Raw genomic sequence first — 15,847 nt, forward strand, 5'->3', positions numbered from 1 at the left:
CACCGCTCACCCTCCGACGGCCATTGGCCCCGGTTCCTGGGTCTCCTGCGGTGTCGCCGCGCCGACGCGGGTCGAGCGGCCTGTCCGATTCCGCGCTGTCCGCTTTCCCGCGCGCGAGTGACCGACAGGTGACTGCAGCGTGACACGCCGTGGATACGCTGCCAACCATGGCCCCGGGTCCACCGACCCTTCTGGAGGCTGCCGACGAGGCGGCCCGGCCACTGCGCGCCGTGCTGGAGGACGTCTGGCTGACCCTCGACACCGCGGTCGAGGGCGAGGGCCGCTGGCTGGAACTGTACGGCGGTGCACCGGCAGATCCGGTGTTCGTGTGCCTCGACGCGATGAGCAACGTCCTGCACGTCCGCTTCGACGGCGCCGATTCGCTGACCGTGAGCTATCTGCCCGGGTGGTGCTACGAGGCCGCCACCGCGGCGCACGCGGACCGGCGGCCGGAGGCGTCCGCCGTCATGGTGACCGACGTCGACGCCGCCCAGCCGCTGGTCTTCGACCTGAGGGTCGAGCACCGGATCGCCGGTGCCGAACGGAGCGTCGTGGTCGGCGGAGAGACGATCTCGTACGCGCCGCTGCCGATGGGATACGCGTTCACGCCCGCGCGCGCCTTCGAGATCGAGGAGGCGGACCCGAAGGCCACCCCGCTGGTGCACTGGAGCGCGATGCGGCTGCTGCTGGCCATGGCGCCGGGCGTGTCGTTCTCGGCGCGGCCACTGCTCGGCGCGGACGGGCTGCGGGCGCTGCGAGCCGCGTACCTGCCCGGGGACGGACCCACCCGCTGCGACCAGAGCCTGGCCTTCGAGATCCAGCGCCACCGGCACCCGGACACGCTGCCACCGCTCGGCGGTCCGCTGCGGGCGGCCCCGCTCACCGAACCCGACCTGGTGGCCGGGACCGTCGCGCTGGACGCGGCGGTCGAGGGGGTCGGCGGCGCGCTGCTGCCGACGGCCGTCCAGCAGGTCCGGGTGGACGGACTCGACCTGGTGCTGATCCGCCCCGAGCAGGGCCGCCCGCCTCGCGGTCAGCCCTGGTCCTGGCAGCCCGACTGGTTCGTCGCCGCCGCCTCGGTCCTCGACGACATCGCGTTCACGCTGGCCAAGGACGTGTACGACACCTACGTCGACTGGCTGGGCGGGGTACCCGACAGCGCGCCGCTGCCGATCCACATCCGGGTCGACCCGGCCGGCGCCGAGGACCGCTTCGCCTACCGGCTGGATCTGCTGGACTCCGACGGCGAGCCGGTCGGCGGCCCGGCCACCACGACGCCCGACGGACCGGTGTGGCAGCTGACCGTGATCCGCACCGCCGGGGTGCGGGTGTTCCTCGACGACTCGGTCGGCGCCGCCGGGGTGAGCACCGTCAAGGGGATCGTCCGCTATCGGGAGCGGGTGGCCACCCACTTCGACGACGTACCCCTGGAGATCACCGACGAAGTGGTGCCGGTGCGGGATCTGCCGGCCCGGCCGGCCACTCTGGAGGAGATCGTCCACGTGGTGGCGACGGTGGGCCAGTTCGTCCCCGTTCCCACCGTCCAAGCCATGTACGACCTGCGTGATCTCGGTTCGGTCGCCGCGTACGTGTTGACCGGCAGGGATCTCGACGGGCAGCCGATGAGCGGCCTGACGGCGGCGCTGACGCTGGGTGGCGTACTGGTGCCGCCCGTGGTGGACCGGGTCGGTGGTTCGCTGCTGGCCGCCGGCCGGCGGGTGCTGACCCGTGGTGACGTGCCGCTCCCCCGACTGGCGCGGGCGGCGGCGGCAGCCGCCCCGGTGGACGCCGACCTGGCCGCCGCCCTGATCGACGAACTGCCGCGGGTGTCGCCGTGACCCGGCCGGTGGGGCTGGTGCAGCAGCAGGGGTTGCTGATGGCCCAGCAGAAGCTGACCGCCCAGGCCGCGAAGACGGCGGCGACCAGGGCGGTGACGCCGGTCCCGACCGCGTTCCTGCGCGATCCGGCGCAACTCGTCGACCGTTCCGGTGTCGCGCTGGAATCCGCGTACCTGCAGAATCTCTACCAGGCGGCCCGGCGGGACAACCCACGGCTGACGACCGGCGAGTTCCTCGCCGGCGGCACCGCCGACTCGCTGTTCCACGGCATCGTCGACTCGCTGCTCGGGCCCGCCGCCGCGACCATGCTGCGCACCACCGACCCCGACCTGTACCGCCAGGCGCTCGTCCAGGCGTTCCACGACTTCCGGTTCGGCCCGACACCGTACGACGGCGGCATCGCCTACAGCAGGTACCGCTACCAGATCGGGCACCACGTCGCGTTGCCCGAGGAGCTCAACGTCATCCCGATGAACGCGCCGACCGGGCCGGACCTGCACTATCCGGCTTACGGAAAGCTCGTCACCGCCCGCGGCAACCGCACCATCGGGATGGTGATGGCCTCGCGGGCGTGGGGGCGAGACATCCCGCTGGACGCCCGCGGTGTCACCCTGTTCCGGACGTTGGGGCTGAAGAGCGAGGACGTGCTGCACGCCTGGGACTACGACCCCGACCTGCTGCTGTCCGAACCGCAGATCGCCCACATGATCACGACCGGCGACTCGCCGGTGTACCACTTCAAGCTCGTGCGGGAGAAGGTCAACGACCGGACCGCCGAGCAGGCGCGGTGGGAGTTGGCTGCCCGGCTGGAGGACGAGGCCTTCATCGAGGCCGACGACGCCACGCTGCACCGGCTGTGGAGCCACCACGGCAGCGACACCGCCGGCAGGACCGGAGACCCCACGAACCTCGAGACACGGTACGCCCGGGATCCGTACTACCGGAGGTCCCGGGACGAGCTGTTCGAGATGGCCCTCCGCCTGCCGGGCGCCTGGAACGTACGGACCCGCTCCCGCGAATGGGAGCACGGCTTGGTCCAGCGGTTCACCAAGCGCATGAACGACTGGGCGCATCGGCTGGGCAACCACCTGGACGAGACCGTCTGGGCCAGCCGGCTGTCGATGCTCACCGGCGCCGCCGAACCGGCCAACCTCCAGCTCCTCTCCCCCTGGGAGCACGCCCGGGTCGACCTGCACGCCGGTCGGATGTTCGACGGCGTCACGCGCGTCGACAGGTACGGCAACCGGGCGGTACCCACCCTCCGCGACGTGGCGGCGTACGACGACGCCGCCCGTGCGGCCGACTCCCCCCTGACGGGCGGCGGGACGCTGTGGGCGTTCCCGCTCACCGACACGCCGCGCGCCGACGAACCGATCGTGGCGTTCGACCAGTTCACCCTCGCGGAACTGGTCGGCGCACTGCACGAGGACGAGTGGCAGAAGGCCGTGAAGACGACGGCCGGCCAGAACACACACGTGCGGGCCGAATGGAACCAGCTCGTGGACCGGCTCAACACACACCTCGCCGCGTACGGCATGCCCGCGGCCCTGCACCTGCCGAAGATCTGACCACAAGCGAGTCGGGAGACCGGAGGGGAACCATGACCACCCCTGTCACCACCCACGTGGGCCTGCGGTTCGTCCAGTTGCGCCGGGAGGGCGACGCCGCCCCCGACGCCTGCACCACCGGCCCGAAACTGATCGACGCGGTCGTCGACTTCCGGGACGCCTGGTCGGATCCGGTCCGGGAGGTCGTCACCGAGGGCGACGACGACCGGGCGCGGCGGCTGCTGGCCAAACGGCTGGCGGCGCGGGACGACCGCCTCGACGAGCTCGGCAGGCAGACGCTGTGGCTGTTGCTCCGGGTGGCCGTCGACGCCCGGCTGACCGTCGGTGGGCTGCGCGACGGCGTCGCCGGGTGGGCCACCGAGCACGACCTGGACGCCGGACAGCTCACCACGGCCGCGGCGGAGCTGACCGGCTGGGTGGTGGACGTGCTGGTGCTGGGCCGGTTCCTGCGGATCCCCCGGTCACCGGCAGCCGTCGTGCTGGTCCGCGTGCTGCGCGGGATGACGCTGCTGCGCCTCGCCCGCTCCGACGCCGACGCGGCGTGTCTGGTCCGGGCCCTGCTCGGCGGACGCGACGTGCTGCTTCCGGACCCGCCGGCGCCCCCGCGGACCGACCCGGACGCCGATCGGGCCGGCCGGTTCGCCGACCTCGGCCAGACCCTGCGGCGGCTACGCGCCCGGGCCGGCGCTATCGGCCTGAGCGACGCCACCGTACGGGACCTGCGGAACAGCGGCTTTCCCGATCTCGGTCCGGCCATCGCGGCCACCACGCAGGCCGCGGCCGACCTGGGTGTCCCGGACACCACGACGCTGAGCCGCCTCGCCCGGGTGTTCTTCGCCGAGCAGGACGACGCCCGGCGCCGGGCGACCGCGAAACTGGACCCGGGCGACGCCGAACCGATCCCGTCGCATCCCGGCCCGGCCGAGCCGCTGCCCTATCCGGGGCAGCCGAAGGTGCCGGTGCTGGACGCGTACACCCGCATCGCCGGCCGGGGCGACCTCATGGTCATCCGTACCGCGCTGCTGCGCTACCAGCCCGGCGAGATCTCGTACGTCGAGAACGTGCTCGCCAGCGAGACGCGCGGCCGGTCCCACGTGGCCGACACCCGCACCAGCGAAACCGTGACCACGATCAGTAAGACGATCGACGCGTCCACCGAGGAACTCGCGTCCACCGAGCAGAACAGCCTGGACCGGGCGTTGGCGACGGCGGCGTCGCAGCAGAGCTCCACCTCGCTGGGCGTCAGCGTGTCCAGCGGCCTCGGGCCGGTCCAGGCCGGAATCGAGATCAACGCCGACCAGTCCACCTCGACCGAGACGAGCAGCAGCTCCGCGGTGTCGTACGCCAAGACGATCACCGAGAGCGCCACGCAGCTCCTGCGTACCGAGACCGGTCAACGCCGCACCACCACCAGCAGCGTCCGGGTCACCGAGACCAACACCCACTCCTTCGACAACGCCGCCGGCGCCGCGAACATCAGCGGCGTCTACCGCTGGCTGGACAAGGTCGACCAGGCGCAGGTCTACAACTACGGCGAGCGGCTGATGCTGGAGTTCGTCGTCCCCGAGCCCGCCGCCACGCTGGTCTGGCTGAGCACCCGGACGTCCGAGGACACCAGCGCGGGCGCCGTCCCCAAACCGCCCGCCTGGTTCCTCGACGTCGACGACCTGGACGACGACAACTGGGCCGCCAAGGCCGCCCGCTGGGACGTCTTCGGCGTCGAGCCGCCCCCGGACCCGGAGGTCTTCGCCACCGCCACCTTCGTCGACCCGGCCGCCCGGCCGTTCGACCATCCCAAGAACTCCACTGACAAGTCTCAGCCCGAATGGGGGTACGCCTCCTACACCGGCGAGGTCGCGGTACCGGCCGGCTACGAGGCGAGCAGGGCGTACGTCTGGACCACCTGGGGCCTGTCCGAGGGCGAATACCCCACCGACGTCGGCAACCCGCCGCAGGCCGCGCAGGTCGCGATCGGAGAGCACCGGGTGACCCTCAACGAGAGCGTCGGCAATGCGAAGATCGACTTCGACTCACCGGTCCCCGGTCCGGTCCCGATCGGCATCAGCACCGACCAGCGGGGCGGGCTCACCGTCGTGGTGCGGGTGCGGTGCACCCGGACCGACGGCGCGTTCGCGGCGTGGCGGCTGCGGGCCTGGGAGACGATCCGAGCCGGATACCTGGCCCAGCGCTCCGCCTACGACAACGACCAGGCACGCCGGCAGGCACGCACCGCCTACCAGGCGAGCGGGTCGGCGGCCGGCCTCCGGCAGCTGGAGATGCTGGAACTCAAGCGGGCCTGCCAGACCGTGCTCACCGGGCAGGAGTTCGACCTGTACGGGGCCCTGGACACTCCCGACGACGAGGCTCCCCGCATCGACCGGATGCAGATCACCGCCGAAGCCGACCACATCCAGTTCTTCGAGGAGGTCTTCGAGTGGGAGAACCTGACCTACCTGTGTTACCCCTACCAGTGGGCGGGCCGGGACCGCTGGGTCACCGTACGCAGCCGCACCAGCAGCGACGCGTTGCACCAGGCGTTCCTGCAGGCCGGCGCGGCCCGGGTCATCGTGCCGGTACGCCCCGGCTACGAGTACGCCGTCGGCGGGTATCTCGCCTCCTCCCAGGTGCCCACCCTGTCGCCACGGCCGTGGCGGGACGGCGGCAATCCGTACCCGCCGATCGAGGAGCTGATCGCCGACGCTCTCGACCGGCCGGGCGAGGAGGTAGCCGTCGGTGATCCGTGGGAGGTCGTCACACCCACCTCGCTCGTCCAGTTGCAGGCCGGCCCCGACCTCAACCCGCCGGTCGGCGGGCCGGAGCCTGCCGGCGGTGCCACCGGCCCGGAGCCCGTCACCGGTTGATCCCGGTGAGGAGGTCCGCGTCGGCCGTCGGGTCCCGCTCCCACCTATCGCGTAGCGGCTCCATCCCGCCTTCGGGTTCTTTCCCGCCAGGCGATCAGACGTCGAAGCGGGAGCTAGACGGCAGGGCTCGGTCGGCGAAGCAGTCCGTTGGCGACCAGCTCGACGGTCACCGCGACGGCGATCGCCTCGACGGCCAGGAGCGCGACCAGGACCAGTAGTTGGGCCGCCCCGGCCTGGACGGGTGTGCCGCCGCCGAGCAGCACACCGACGAAGGCACCGGGGAGCGTGACCAGGCCGACGGTGCGGGTCTGGTCCAGCGCGGGCACCAGCGCCTGCCCCGCGCTGGGCCGGCAGATCTCCAGCGCCGCATCCCGCGGCACGAGGCCCAACGCCAGGGCCGCCTCGTACTCGCCATGGCGGTCGCGAAGCTCGTCCAGTGCGCGGCGGCCCGCCAGCGAGGTAGCCGTCATCGCCCCGCCGATGAGGATCCCGGCGATCGGAACGACAGCGACCTCGGTCAGCGGCACCGTGCCGGAGGCCACGACGAGGGCGCAGGCCGGGAGCGCGCCGGCCGCGATCGGCGCCAGCACCGGCCAGCCGAGGCGAAGCGAGCTGACCCGGCGCGCGGAGGTCGCCGCCGCGACCAGGATCATCAGCGTGATGAACCCGGCGCTGGCCCACCACGACCGCAGGACGGCAGTGATGAGCAGCGCCACGGCGCACAACTGCACGACCGCGCGCAGCGCCGCCGTGGCGATGCCACGGGCGTGGCCGAGCCGGCCGGCCCGCACCGTCGCCACGGCGACGAGCACCAGAACTACGAGTACGGCGGCGAGCGCCGGGCCCACCGCGACTGCACCTTGATCCATGGGACCATTCGACCAGCCGGCGCTTGCTCAGATGTTGGAGCCGTCCGGCGGCAGACCGGGCGGTGGCTGCGGGGAGCCGCCGCGGCCGGCAGCCGGCGGACAGGACATGCCCAGGGTGTAGGCCGTCATGGACAGCGAGCCGTAGGCGTAGCCGTCGACGAGAACCTCGGTGTCGGGGGTGTCCATGGCGGCGGCCAGACCGGCGAGGTACAACGCGGGGATGAAGTGATCCGGTGTCGGTACCGCACGGCGGAAGTCCCCGTGAGCGTCGAGGGTCGCGTACTCGCCCGGGTCGGTCAACATCCGGGCCTTGGCGTCCTCGTCGAAGCGCCGCGCCCAGTCGAAGCCGTCGTCGGCCAGCGCCCAGTCCATGCCGCGCAGGTTGTGCACGACGTTGCCGCTCGCCACGATCAGCACGCCGCGCCGGCGCAGCGGAGCGAGCCGGGCGCCGAGTTGAAGGTGGTAGTCCATCGGCTTGTCGGCGTTGATGCTGAGCTGGACGACGGGAATCGACGCGTCCGGAAAGGCGTGCAGCAGCACCGACCAGGTGCCGTGGTCGATGCCCCAGCTGTCGACGTCCGCCCCGACCCAGGTCGGATGGACGACGTCACTGATCTCCTCAGCCAGCTCGGGCAGTCCCGGCGCCGGGTACTGCACGTCGAACAGCTCCTGGGGGAACCCGTAGAAGTCGTGAATGGTCCTCGGCCGGGGCATCGCGGTGACGGCCGTGGCGTTGATGTACCAGTGGGCACTGACGACCAGGATCGCGCGGGGACGCGGCACCGCGGCGCCGAAGGCTCTCCACGCCGAGGTGTACCGGTTGACCTCGAGGGCGTTCATGGGGTTGCCGTGGCCCAGGAACGCCGCGGGCATCAAGACCTCCGAGCCCGGATGTACGTCTGAAGGCACGTGAACTTCCCTCCCTGGAGGACCGGTTCGCACGGCGCGGCCTGCCGGACCTGAGGGTCACGATAGTGCCACCTGGCAGCGGTTCCGGCCTGAATCACGCTCCTCCGGAGGCGTTGATCGAGTCTCCCGGATCGTGGCTGCCGACCGAGTGCGGTCACACCGCGGCGGCAGCCTGCCCGTTCGGGCGGCTGCCCAGTGACTCCTGGCGATGGGACCATGATCGGGTGACGCCCTTCCGCATCGACGTGCCCGACGCCGTCCTGGACGACCTGCGCGCTCGGCTTTCGCGGACGAGGTTCGCGCCGGCCGCCCCGGGAGAGCCGTGGGCCGCCGGCACCGACCCTGGGTACCTGGCAGATCTGGTGCGGTACTGGCTCGACGGATTCGACTGGCGTGCGGTCGAACGTGCCCTCAATCGGTACCCGCAGTTCGTCACCACGGTCCGGAGCGCGCCGGTCCACTTCGTTCATGTCCGCTCGGCATCGCCCGACGCCACGGCGCTGATCCTGACCCATGGCTGGCCCGGCACCTACACGGAGATGCTGCCCCTGGTGTCCCGGCTCGCAGACTTCGACCTCGTCATACCGAGCCTGCCCGGCTTCGTCTTCTCCGGACCACTCGCCGAGGGCCCTACGACCGAGGCGGCTGTCGCGGACGTGTGGGCCGAGCTGATGACCCGTCTGGGCTACGACCGCTTCGGCGCCTACGGTGGCGACATCGGTTCCGGCGTGACGACGTGGCTCGGCGCCCGCCACGCAGATCGGGTCATCGGGGTCTTCTCGCAGCACATCAAGTTCCCGCCGGCGGACCGCAGGGACGACCTCAGCCCGGCCGAGGAGGCGTTCGTCGCCAAGCTCGACGCGAAGGCCCAAGACGACTGGGGCTACGGATTCCTCCAGGAGACACGGCCCGACACCCTTGCGGCCGCCCTGAGCGACTCGCCGTCCGGCCTGGCCGCGTGGATCGTCGAGAAGTACCAGCGCTGGAGCGACTGCGGCGGCGACATCTCCCGCCGGTTCGACTTCGACGAGCTGCTGACCACCGTGATGCTGTACTGGGTCACCAACTGCATCGGCACGTCCTTCCGGCCCTACCGCGACGACCACCTGGCCCCGCATCTGCCGATGGTCGACGTGCCCGCCGGCATCACGGTCAGCGTGGAGGACGCCGGCCTGCCCCGGTCGTTCGCCGAACGCACCTACGCCAACCTCACCCACTGGCGCGAGCCCACCGTCGGCGGCCACTTCCTCGCCCAGGAAGAACCCGACCTGCTCGCTGCCGACCTGCGCGCCTTCTTCAACGCGCTGCGATGATCCAGGAACTCCACCTGGTGTGCGGCTGGTCAACGGTCGGCTTCGTAGCGGTAGGTGGAGCCTGTCGGTGTGAGAGTGAAGGTGTCCGCGAAGGCGCCGTCGCCGTGGCGGATCGCCAGCAGCACCGGTGGGGATTCCGGCTGCGGCTGTGTGGTGTTCCAGTCGCACGTGCCGGCGAAGTGCAGGCAGATCAGCCCAGTGGCGCGGTCGGCGGCGTAGGCCAGGGTCTTGGGATAGCAGGGATTGCTACCGCCGAACAGCACGGCGGGTGCCCCGAGTTCGACCAGGGCCTCATCGAGGTAGCGGTCTTGGGCACACCAACGGGTGGCTTCGTCACGTAGCCGCTGGAAGTCATCGGCGGAGAGCGTCCGATCAACCTTGAGCCAGCCATGCCGCCAGGCGATGTCGGCGTAGACCGAGGCCACCGCTCCGTCGTCGCGGTATCCGGGCAGGATCTCGGAGAAGGCTCCGCGCACACCGAGCGAATTGGCGGCTCCCCGCGCACGGAGCTGCTCACACTCTGCCTGCCAGACCTCGTCGAGCCCGTCGACGAAGGCCACCGCGTCCATCAACAGTCGCAAGGCGGTCTCGCCGCCCCACATGCCCGGCCGGCGCAAGGCGTGGTTGAGTCGCGTCACCTGGTATTCGCGTACCTCGTCCAGGCTGGGACGGCCTGTGGCATCAGCCTTCACGTCCGGATCATTTCAACCATGGCAGGAGTGGTCCAGATCCTCTCGACTCAACGTCCGGGCCGCGCTGATGGGCGACATGATCAGCCATTGGGACAGCCAGGCGTTCGCCGCGTAGCCGACCGAGCAACCGCCGGTCGGGGCGGCCGGCACGACGGGCTGAGCGACCCGGCCAGGTCATCGGGTGCCTGTCGGGGCATGCGCCGAAGGTGATCGTGGACAACTGATGCGGGGCGCCGCTTCCTCGCCTAAGCTGCGTTCCATATACATCGACATTGATCAATGGTAGGTGATGGCGGGGCCGGGACCGACCCAACCAAGCATTCGCCGACCCCGATGGGAGTACCCGATGACCTGGCGTCCAACCATCGCCGCACTCACCGGCCTGTACCTGGCGCTCACCGCACCCGGCCCCGTCGGTGCCGCACCCGCACCCCCGGCACCTCGGGACGCCTCTGATGTGAACGTTCACACCAACCCGTTCACCGGCCCACCCGGCGCGCCCCCCGGGGTCTGCCCGGAGGGCGCCGGGTACGGCCCGCCCCTGCCGGCCGGTTCCGTGTCCGCGACGAAGATCCGGAGCGGGTTCTCGTTCCTTGAAGGACCGGTCTGGATCGCCGACGGCGGCTACCTGCTGGTGTCCGACATGGCCGCGGGCACCGGGCCGGACAACGTGCAGCCCTCCACGATCCGCCGGTTCACCCCGCCCGCGACCTTCGACACCTTCGTCGCCGACGCCGGCAGCAACGGCCTGGCGCTCAGCCCCGACGCCCAGCAGATCATCGCCGCCACTCACGACCAGCGGAACGTCTCCGCTTACCGGCTGAGCGACCAGACCCGCGGCACCGTCGCCGCCGACTACCAGGGCCGGGCGTTCAACTCACCCAACGACGTCACGGTCCGGTCCGACGGCGTCGTCTACTTCACCGACCCCAGCTTCCAGCGCGGCAACCGACCCGACCAGATGAGCGGACGTACCAGTGTCTTCCGCGTCTCCGGCGGCCAGGTGTCGCTGGTGGACGACCGGCTGCGGCAACCCAACGGCATCGCGCTCTCCCCGGACGGCGGCACGCTCTACGTGGGCGCCTACTCCGAGAACAAGATCTACAAGTACGTCGTCCAGCCCGACGGCAGCACCGGCGCCCGCAGCGTCTTCGTGAACTACATCGGCGGTCCCGACGGGGTCACCGTCGACTGCGCCGGCAACGTGTACTGGGCCTCCGGCTCGGACGGGCTGGTCCACGTCTACTCGCCCGCCGGCGCGCAGCTCGGCACGATCCGCTCCGGCGGCACCGGCACCACCAACGTGGCGTTCGGCGGACCCGACCGGCGGACCCTCTACATCACCTCCGGCCGGACGAACGACTCGGGCCTGTACAGCGTGCGGCTCAACGTCCCCGGCTACCCGTACTGACCAAGAACCCGGGAAGGAAAGCATCCGTGCGGATCAATCCTCGCCAGTTCCGACACCGCGTACCGCTCGCCCTGCTGGTCTGCGCCGGCACCGTCCTGACCGGCGTACCCGCCAACGCCGCGACGGCCGCGCCGGCGACCGGGAGCCGGCCGACGGCCCGGCTCGCCGCCGACACCAGCCCGCCCACCCGGCCGACCGGCCTGCGCAGCACCCGGCTGACCTGCCAGTCCGTCACGCTCTCCTGGTACGCCTCCTGGGACAACGTCGGCGTCGCCTTCTACGACATCTACCACGACGGCCAGCTCGTCACCTCGGTCCCGGGCCGGACGCGGACCGCCACGCTCAGCGTCGTGCAGGGCGTCACCTGGGGCTGGTACGTCAACGCCCGCGACGCCGCCGGCAACGTCTCGCAGGCCAGCTCCACGCTCTCGGTCACCCCGCCGTTCTGCCAGCAGGACACGTCTCCGCCCAGCACGCCGACCAACCTGGCCGCGACTGTGAACGGCACGGACGTGACCCTCACCTGGTCGACCTCCACCGACAACGTCGCGGTCACCGGCTACACCATCCTGCGCAACGGTACGGCGGTCGGCTCCACCACCGGCACCGCCGGCAACCCGCCGGCGACCACGTTCACCGACACCGGGCTGACGCCCGACACCGACTACCGGTACACCGTGACCGCCCGGGACGCCCAGGGCAACGTCTCGGGGGCGAGCGCCGCGGTCACCGCGCACACCGGCTCGGGCTGCACGAGCCCGATCTGCGGCGCCACGGCGATCACCACCGAGAGGGACCTGCCCTGGGGCCTGGTGCAACTGCCCGACGGCACGGTCCTCTACGGCCGGCGGGACCTGTTCGACATCGTCGCCATGAACCCGGACGGCACCGACAAGCGCAGCATCGGCACCGTGCCGAACGTGGCCGGCACCAGCGGCGAGGGCGGCGTGCTCGGGCTGGCCGTCTCGGCCACCTTCACCACCGACCGCTGGCTGTACATCTACCACACCACCACGACCGACAACCGGATCGTGCGCATCCGCTACGACGGCACGCTGCAAACCGGCACCGAGCAGGTGCTCGTCACGGGAATCCCGCGCAACAAGTACCACAACGGCGGCCGGCTGCGTTTCGGCCCCGACGGCAAGCTCTACGCCGCCACCGGCGACGGACAGGATCCGGACGTGGCCCAGGACACCGGCAACCTGGGCGGCAAGGTGCTGCGGCTCAACCCCGACGGCACCGTGCCGGCGGACAACCCCTTCGGCAACTACGTGTGGAGCTACGGCCACCGCAACCCGCAGGGACTCGCCTTCGACTCCCAGGGCCGGCTCTTCGAGCAGGAGTTCGGCAACAACGTCATGGACGAGACCAACATCATCGTCAAGGGCGGCAACTACGGCTGGCCCGCCTGCGAGGGCACCTCCGGCGACTGCGCCAACCCGAGCTTCAGGGCCCCGATCCGGACGTACCCGGTGGCCGAGGCCTCGTGCAGCGGCATCGCGATCGTCCGGGACGTGCTCTACATCGCCTGCCTGCGCGGCAACCGGATGTACCGTGCGGAGATCAGCGGCGACACGCTCACCAACGTCCAGCAGTACTTCGTCGGGACGTACTTCCGGCTGCGCACCGTCGAACCGACCCTCGACGGCAACCTGTGGCTGACCACGAGCACCGGCGGGGACAAGGACAGCACCCCGAACAACAGCAACGAGAAGATCCTCAAGGTGACCCTCGGTGGGGCGGCGGCCGGCCCCACGAGCTGAGGCGGGCCGGGAATCCGGCACCGCCGGCCCTCGGAGGGTGCTCGCATCGCGCGGGCACCCTCCGAGCGATCAGGGCTGGGACTTCAGCCGACCGGCGCAGCGGTAGCGCCTTGGCGTCAGCCCCGACGGAGGGGGCGCAGGTGCCGGTCGGCCCACTCGGCGAACGAAGTCAGGGGGATGCCGAGGGCGCGGGCGAACTCCGGCCGGGCCGGCTGCCCGGCGACGTTCAGGAACTCGTGGGAGGTGGTGGCCCACGGCGGCATGCCGGCGGCGATCGCTTCCGCCTCGGTCATGTCGGGAGCGGTGCCGTCGATGCCGAGCGACTCACCGATGATCTTCGCGATTTCCGTCATGGGCAGGTGGTCGCCGGCCAGTTCGAGTTCGACGCGGTGGAAGCGGTCCGGGTCGGCGACGGCCGCCGCGGCCGCTCGGCCGATGTCGTCGACGGCGATCAGCGAGAGGTGGGTCTGCGGCCGGAGGACCGTCGCGAGCCCGCCCGCGATGCCCCGCGGCAGCAGGTAGGCCAGGTCGGGCAGGAAGTTCTCCATGAAGAAGCCCGGCTTGATCAGCGTCCACCGGTCGAAGCCGGCGGCCCGGACGCGTTCCTGCATGCCGGCCTTGGGCAGGAAGACGCGCTCCATCGCGGCCCAGCGTCCGTCGGTCCAGCCGGGGGCGTCCTCGTGCTGCCCGGCGCCGGAGACCGAGGTGTGCACGAACTGCGGGACCTCCGCGGCCAGCGCGGCCTCGATCAGGTTGACGCCCTGGGCGAGTTCGCTCTCGAAGTCCCAGGTGTCGCCGCGCAGCTCCGGCATCTGTACGGAGAAGACGGCGCGGGCGCCCCGGGCCGCCGGGACCAGCGATGCGGGGTCGCGGAGATCGCCGGTGACCAGCTCGGCGCCGAGGGCGGCGACCGCGGCGGCCTTGGTGGCCGCAGGGTCACGGACCAGGGCGCGCACCGGTACGCCGGCGGCGAGCAGGGCGCGGACGGTTGCCCCGCCCTGCCGGCCGGTAGCGCCGGTGACCAGGACTGGTGCTCGATCTGACATGGACACACTCCTCGACCAAGAAACGGCGGGGGCCGCCGTTTATGCTTGCTAACATACGGCGGACCCCGCCGCTTAGCAACGTCGAGGTGAGACATGCGAGCAGACGCCCGCCGCAACTACGAACTTCTGCTCGCGGTGGCAGCAGAGGCGGTGGCCGAGCACGGGGCCGACGCGTCGCTGGAACAGATCGCCCGGACCGCCGGGGTGGGCTCCGGCACGGTCCGCCGCCACTTCCCGACCCGGCACGCCCTGCTCGAAGCCGTCTTCCGGGAGCGCATCGACGCCCTCTGCGCCCGCGCCGGCGAACTGGCGGGCGAACCGGACCCCCGGGCCGCGCTCGTCGAGTTCCTGATCGAGATCACGCGGGCCGCCGCGACGATCCGGGGCCTGGCCGAGGCGCTGAACCGCGGCCGCACCGAAAGCGTCTACTGCGCGTCCGACCAACTGTCCGAGGCGGGTGAGCCACTGGTTCGTCGGGCCGCCGAGGCCGGAGTGCTGGCGCCCGACATCACCTTCGCCGACCTGTCGACGCTGGTCACCGGGATCGCCCTGGCAACCGAGAACGACCCCGACCCCGGCACCACCGCGACCCGCCTGCTCTCGCTGGCCATGACGGGGTTCACGGTGACACCGCAGGAACCCACTTCCGAAACCAGGGCCTGACCACGCCCCCGGGCCAGGGCCTGATCGCAAGCAGTAGCTCAGGCGGGCTTCGCCGGACCAGGTGGCGGTCCGAGCTACGGCTCACGAGCCTGCTCGACTCCTCGCCTACACCTACCACTCCTGGCGGGACTCGTCTCGACCGGATTCGGCCGGCACGGTTGCTGCACCTCGCCGCTGCGCTACCGGCATGAGGTGGCCGGTTTCCCTGGTCCAGCCGAGGAACCGGCGGTGCAGCACGCCGGCCGGAGTCCAGGGCATGTCCTCGGTGGCCTGGACGAGGTAGGCACCAAGGTAGAGAGCCAGCGACACCGGCGCATCCATGAACTCCGCCCGCAGCTCCCGCTTGCGCGTCGGGCACGGCCACGGCAGGTCGCAGCCACCGCAGCTCCAGACCGGCATGACCGGGCCGTGGGTGGTCACCGCACACCCTCCAGGAACCGCGCGGTGACCGCCCGCGCCTGCCGGCTGGTCGCCCATTCCACCTGCCAGCAGGGGTACGGAGTCAGCCGCGCCCACCACGCTCGGCACCCGGCACACATGCCGTCGAGTCCTCGTACATGAACCGCGACGATCGCCTGTTCCTGCTCGCTGGTCACTGCTCTCCCGACGGCCAGTGGCCCCGATTGATCGGTATCCGATGCCGGACGCGGCAGGGCAGTTCGGACCCACAGCGGCAGATGCGCCGCCAGAGCCGCCACGACCACACCGGCCGGTGCCGTCGGGCAAGAGTCAGCGCGGTGGCGGAAAGGTATTCGTCATACGAGACGCGCCGCACGGACCCTCCCTCGCTCACGGACGAGGGCGGCCTCCCGCCCCCGAATCTGAGGGGGACGCGGCGACCAGGCGATACCCGCACCGCCCGCCGCATCCCGTGAGCAGGACGCTACGGTCGGTCGCGAGGCGGAATGGGT

General features: G+C 71.4%; 13 protein-coding genes. 7 read left to right on the plus strand and 6 right to left on the minus strand.

Annotation, left to right across the window (positions count from 1 at the left end):
- Positions 1 to 167 precede the first annotated feature (167 nt).
- From ACN27C_RS30895 to ACN27C_RS30905, 3 genes are read left to right on the plus strand one after another with little or no spacing between them, the layout of a single operon-like run.
- A complete protein-coding gene (locus ACN27C_RS30895; protein ID WP_422749836.1) occupies positions 168 to 1,838 on the plus strand; it encodes a hypothetical protein in 1,671 nt (556 codons plus the stop codon).
- A complete protein-coding gene (locus ACN27C_RS30900; protein ID WP_422749838.1) occupies positions 1,835 to 3,406 on the plus strand; it encodes a hypothetical protein in 1,572 nt (523 codons plus the stop codon). The genes ACN27C_RS30895 and ACN27C_RS30900 overlap by 4 nt, the downstream gene beginning before the upstream one ends.
- A 32-nt stretch (positions 3,407 to 3,438) precedes the next feature.
- Positions 3,439 to 6,267, plus strand: coding sequence for a hypothetical protein (locus tag ACN27C_RS30905; RefSeq protein WP_422749840.1), 2,829 nt, complete (start codon positions 3,439 to 3,441; stop codon positions 6,265 to 6,267).
- A gap of 113 nt (positions 6,268 to 6,380) precedes the next feature.
- Here the strand turns inward: ACN27C_RS30905 and ACN27C_RS30910 are convergent, their stop codons facing one another.
- Positions 6,381 to 7,136, minus strand: coding sequence for an ABC transporter permease (locus ACN27C_RS30910; protein ID WP_422749842.1), 756 nt, complete (start codon positions 7,134 to 7,136; stop codon positions 6,381 to 6,383).
- 27 nt (positions 7,137 to 7,163) lie between these two features.
- Positions 7,164 to 8,009 (minus strand): 4,5-DOPA dioxygenase extradiol, encoded by an 846-nt coding sequence (gene ygiD / locus ACN27C_RS30915; protein WP_357824139.1) that lies wholly within the window; start codon positions 8,007 to 8,009, stop codon positions 7,164 to 7,166.
- Positions 8,010 to 8,269: 260 nt separating this feature from the next.
- On the opposite strand from ygiD, the gene ACN27C_RS30920 reads away from it, so the two are divergent.
- Entirely contained in the window at positions 8,270 to 9,358 is a 1,089-nt protein-coding gene (locus tag ACN27C_RS30920) for an epoxide hydrolase family protein (protein ID WP_422749844.1), read from the plus strand.
- 29 nt (positions 9,359 to 9,387) lie between these two features.
- Here the strand turns inward: ACN27C_RS30920 and ACN27C_RS30925 are convergent, their stop codons facing one another.
- Positions 9,388 to 10,050 carry a hypothetical protein gene (locus ACN27C_RS30925; RefSeq protein ID WP_422749846.1) on the minus strand — a complete coding sequence of 221 codons (663 nt, stop codon included), beginning with the start codon at positions 10,048 to 10,050 and terminating at the stop codon, positions 9,388 to 9,390.
- A gap of 346 nt (positions 10,051 to 10,396) precedes the next feature.
- Here ACN27C_RS30925 and ACN27C_RS30930 point away from each other — a divergent pair, with 346 nt between their 5' ends.
- Both ACN27C_RS30930 and ACN27C_RS30935 read left to right on the plus strand, forming a co-directional pair.
- Complete coding sequence (locus ACN27C_RS30930; RefSeq protein WP_422749848.1) at positions 10,397 to 11,461, plus strand: SMP-30/gluconolactonase/LRE family protein; 1,065 nt, start codon at positions 10,397 to 10,399, stop codon at positions 11,459 to 11,461.
- A 26-nt stretch (positions 11,462 to 11,487) separates the two neighbouring features.
- Positions 11,488 to 13,227, plus strand: a complete 1,740-nt coding sequence (locus ACN27C_RS30935) for a PQQ-dependent sugar dehydrogenase (RefSeq protein WP_422749850.1) — start codon at positions 11,488 to 11,490, stop codon at positions 13,225 to 13,227.
- 116 nt (positions 13,228 to 13,343) lie between these two features.
- Here the strand turns inward: ACN27C_RS30935 and ACN27C_RS30940 are convergent, their stop codons facing one another.
- On the minus strand, positions 13,344 to 14,273 hold the full coding sequence (locus tag ACN27C_RS30940) for an NmrA family NAD(P)-binding protein (RefSeq protein ID WP_422749852.1): 930 nt from the start codon (positions 14,271 to 14,273) through the stop codon (positions 13,344 to 13,346).
- A 93-nt stretch (positions 14,274 to 14,366) separates the two neighbouring features.
- Here ACN27C_RS30940 and ACN27C_RS30945 point away from each other — a divergent pair, with 93 nt between their 5' ends.
- Positions 14,367 to 14,936, plus strand: coding sequence for a TetR/AcrR family transcriptional regulator (locus tag ACN27C_RS30945; protein ID WP_422749854.1), 570 nt, complete (start codon positions 14,367 to 14,369; stop codon positions 14,934 to 14,936).
- A gap of 111 nt (positions 14,937 to 15,047) precedes the next feature.
- On the opposite strand, the gene ACN27C_RS30950 is transcribed toward ACN27C_RS30945, so the two are convergent.
- Both ACN27C_RS30950 and ACN27C_RS30955 read right to left on the minus strand, forming a co-directional pair.
- Positions 15,048 to 15,356 carry a hypothetical protein gene (locus ACN27C_RS30950; RefSeq protein WP_422749856.1) on the minus strand — a complete coding sequence of 103 codons (309 nt, stop codon included), beginning with the start codon at positions 15,354 to 15,356 and terminating at the stop codon, positions 15,048 to 15,050.
- Positions 15,353 to 15,688 carry a hypothetical protein gene (locus ACN27C_RS30955; protein ID WP_422751692.1) on the minus strand — a complete coding sequence of 112 codons (336 nt, stop codon included), beginning with the start codon at positions 15,686 to 15,688 and terminating at the stop codon, positions 15,353 to 15,355. Before ACN27C_RS30955 ends, ACN27C_RS30950 begins: the two co-directional genes overlap by 4 nt.
- Positions 15,689 to 15,847: the final 159 nt, after the last annotated feature.

The sequence above is a fragment of the Micromonospora sp. WMMD1219 genome (assembly GCF_049315215.1).
GTDB classification, from domain to species: Bacteria; Actinomycetota; Actinomycetes; order Mycobacteriales; family Micromonosporaceae; genus Micromonospora; species Micromonospora tulbaghiae.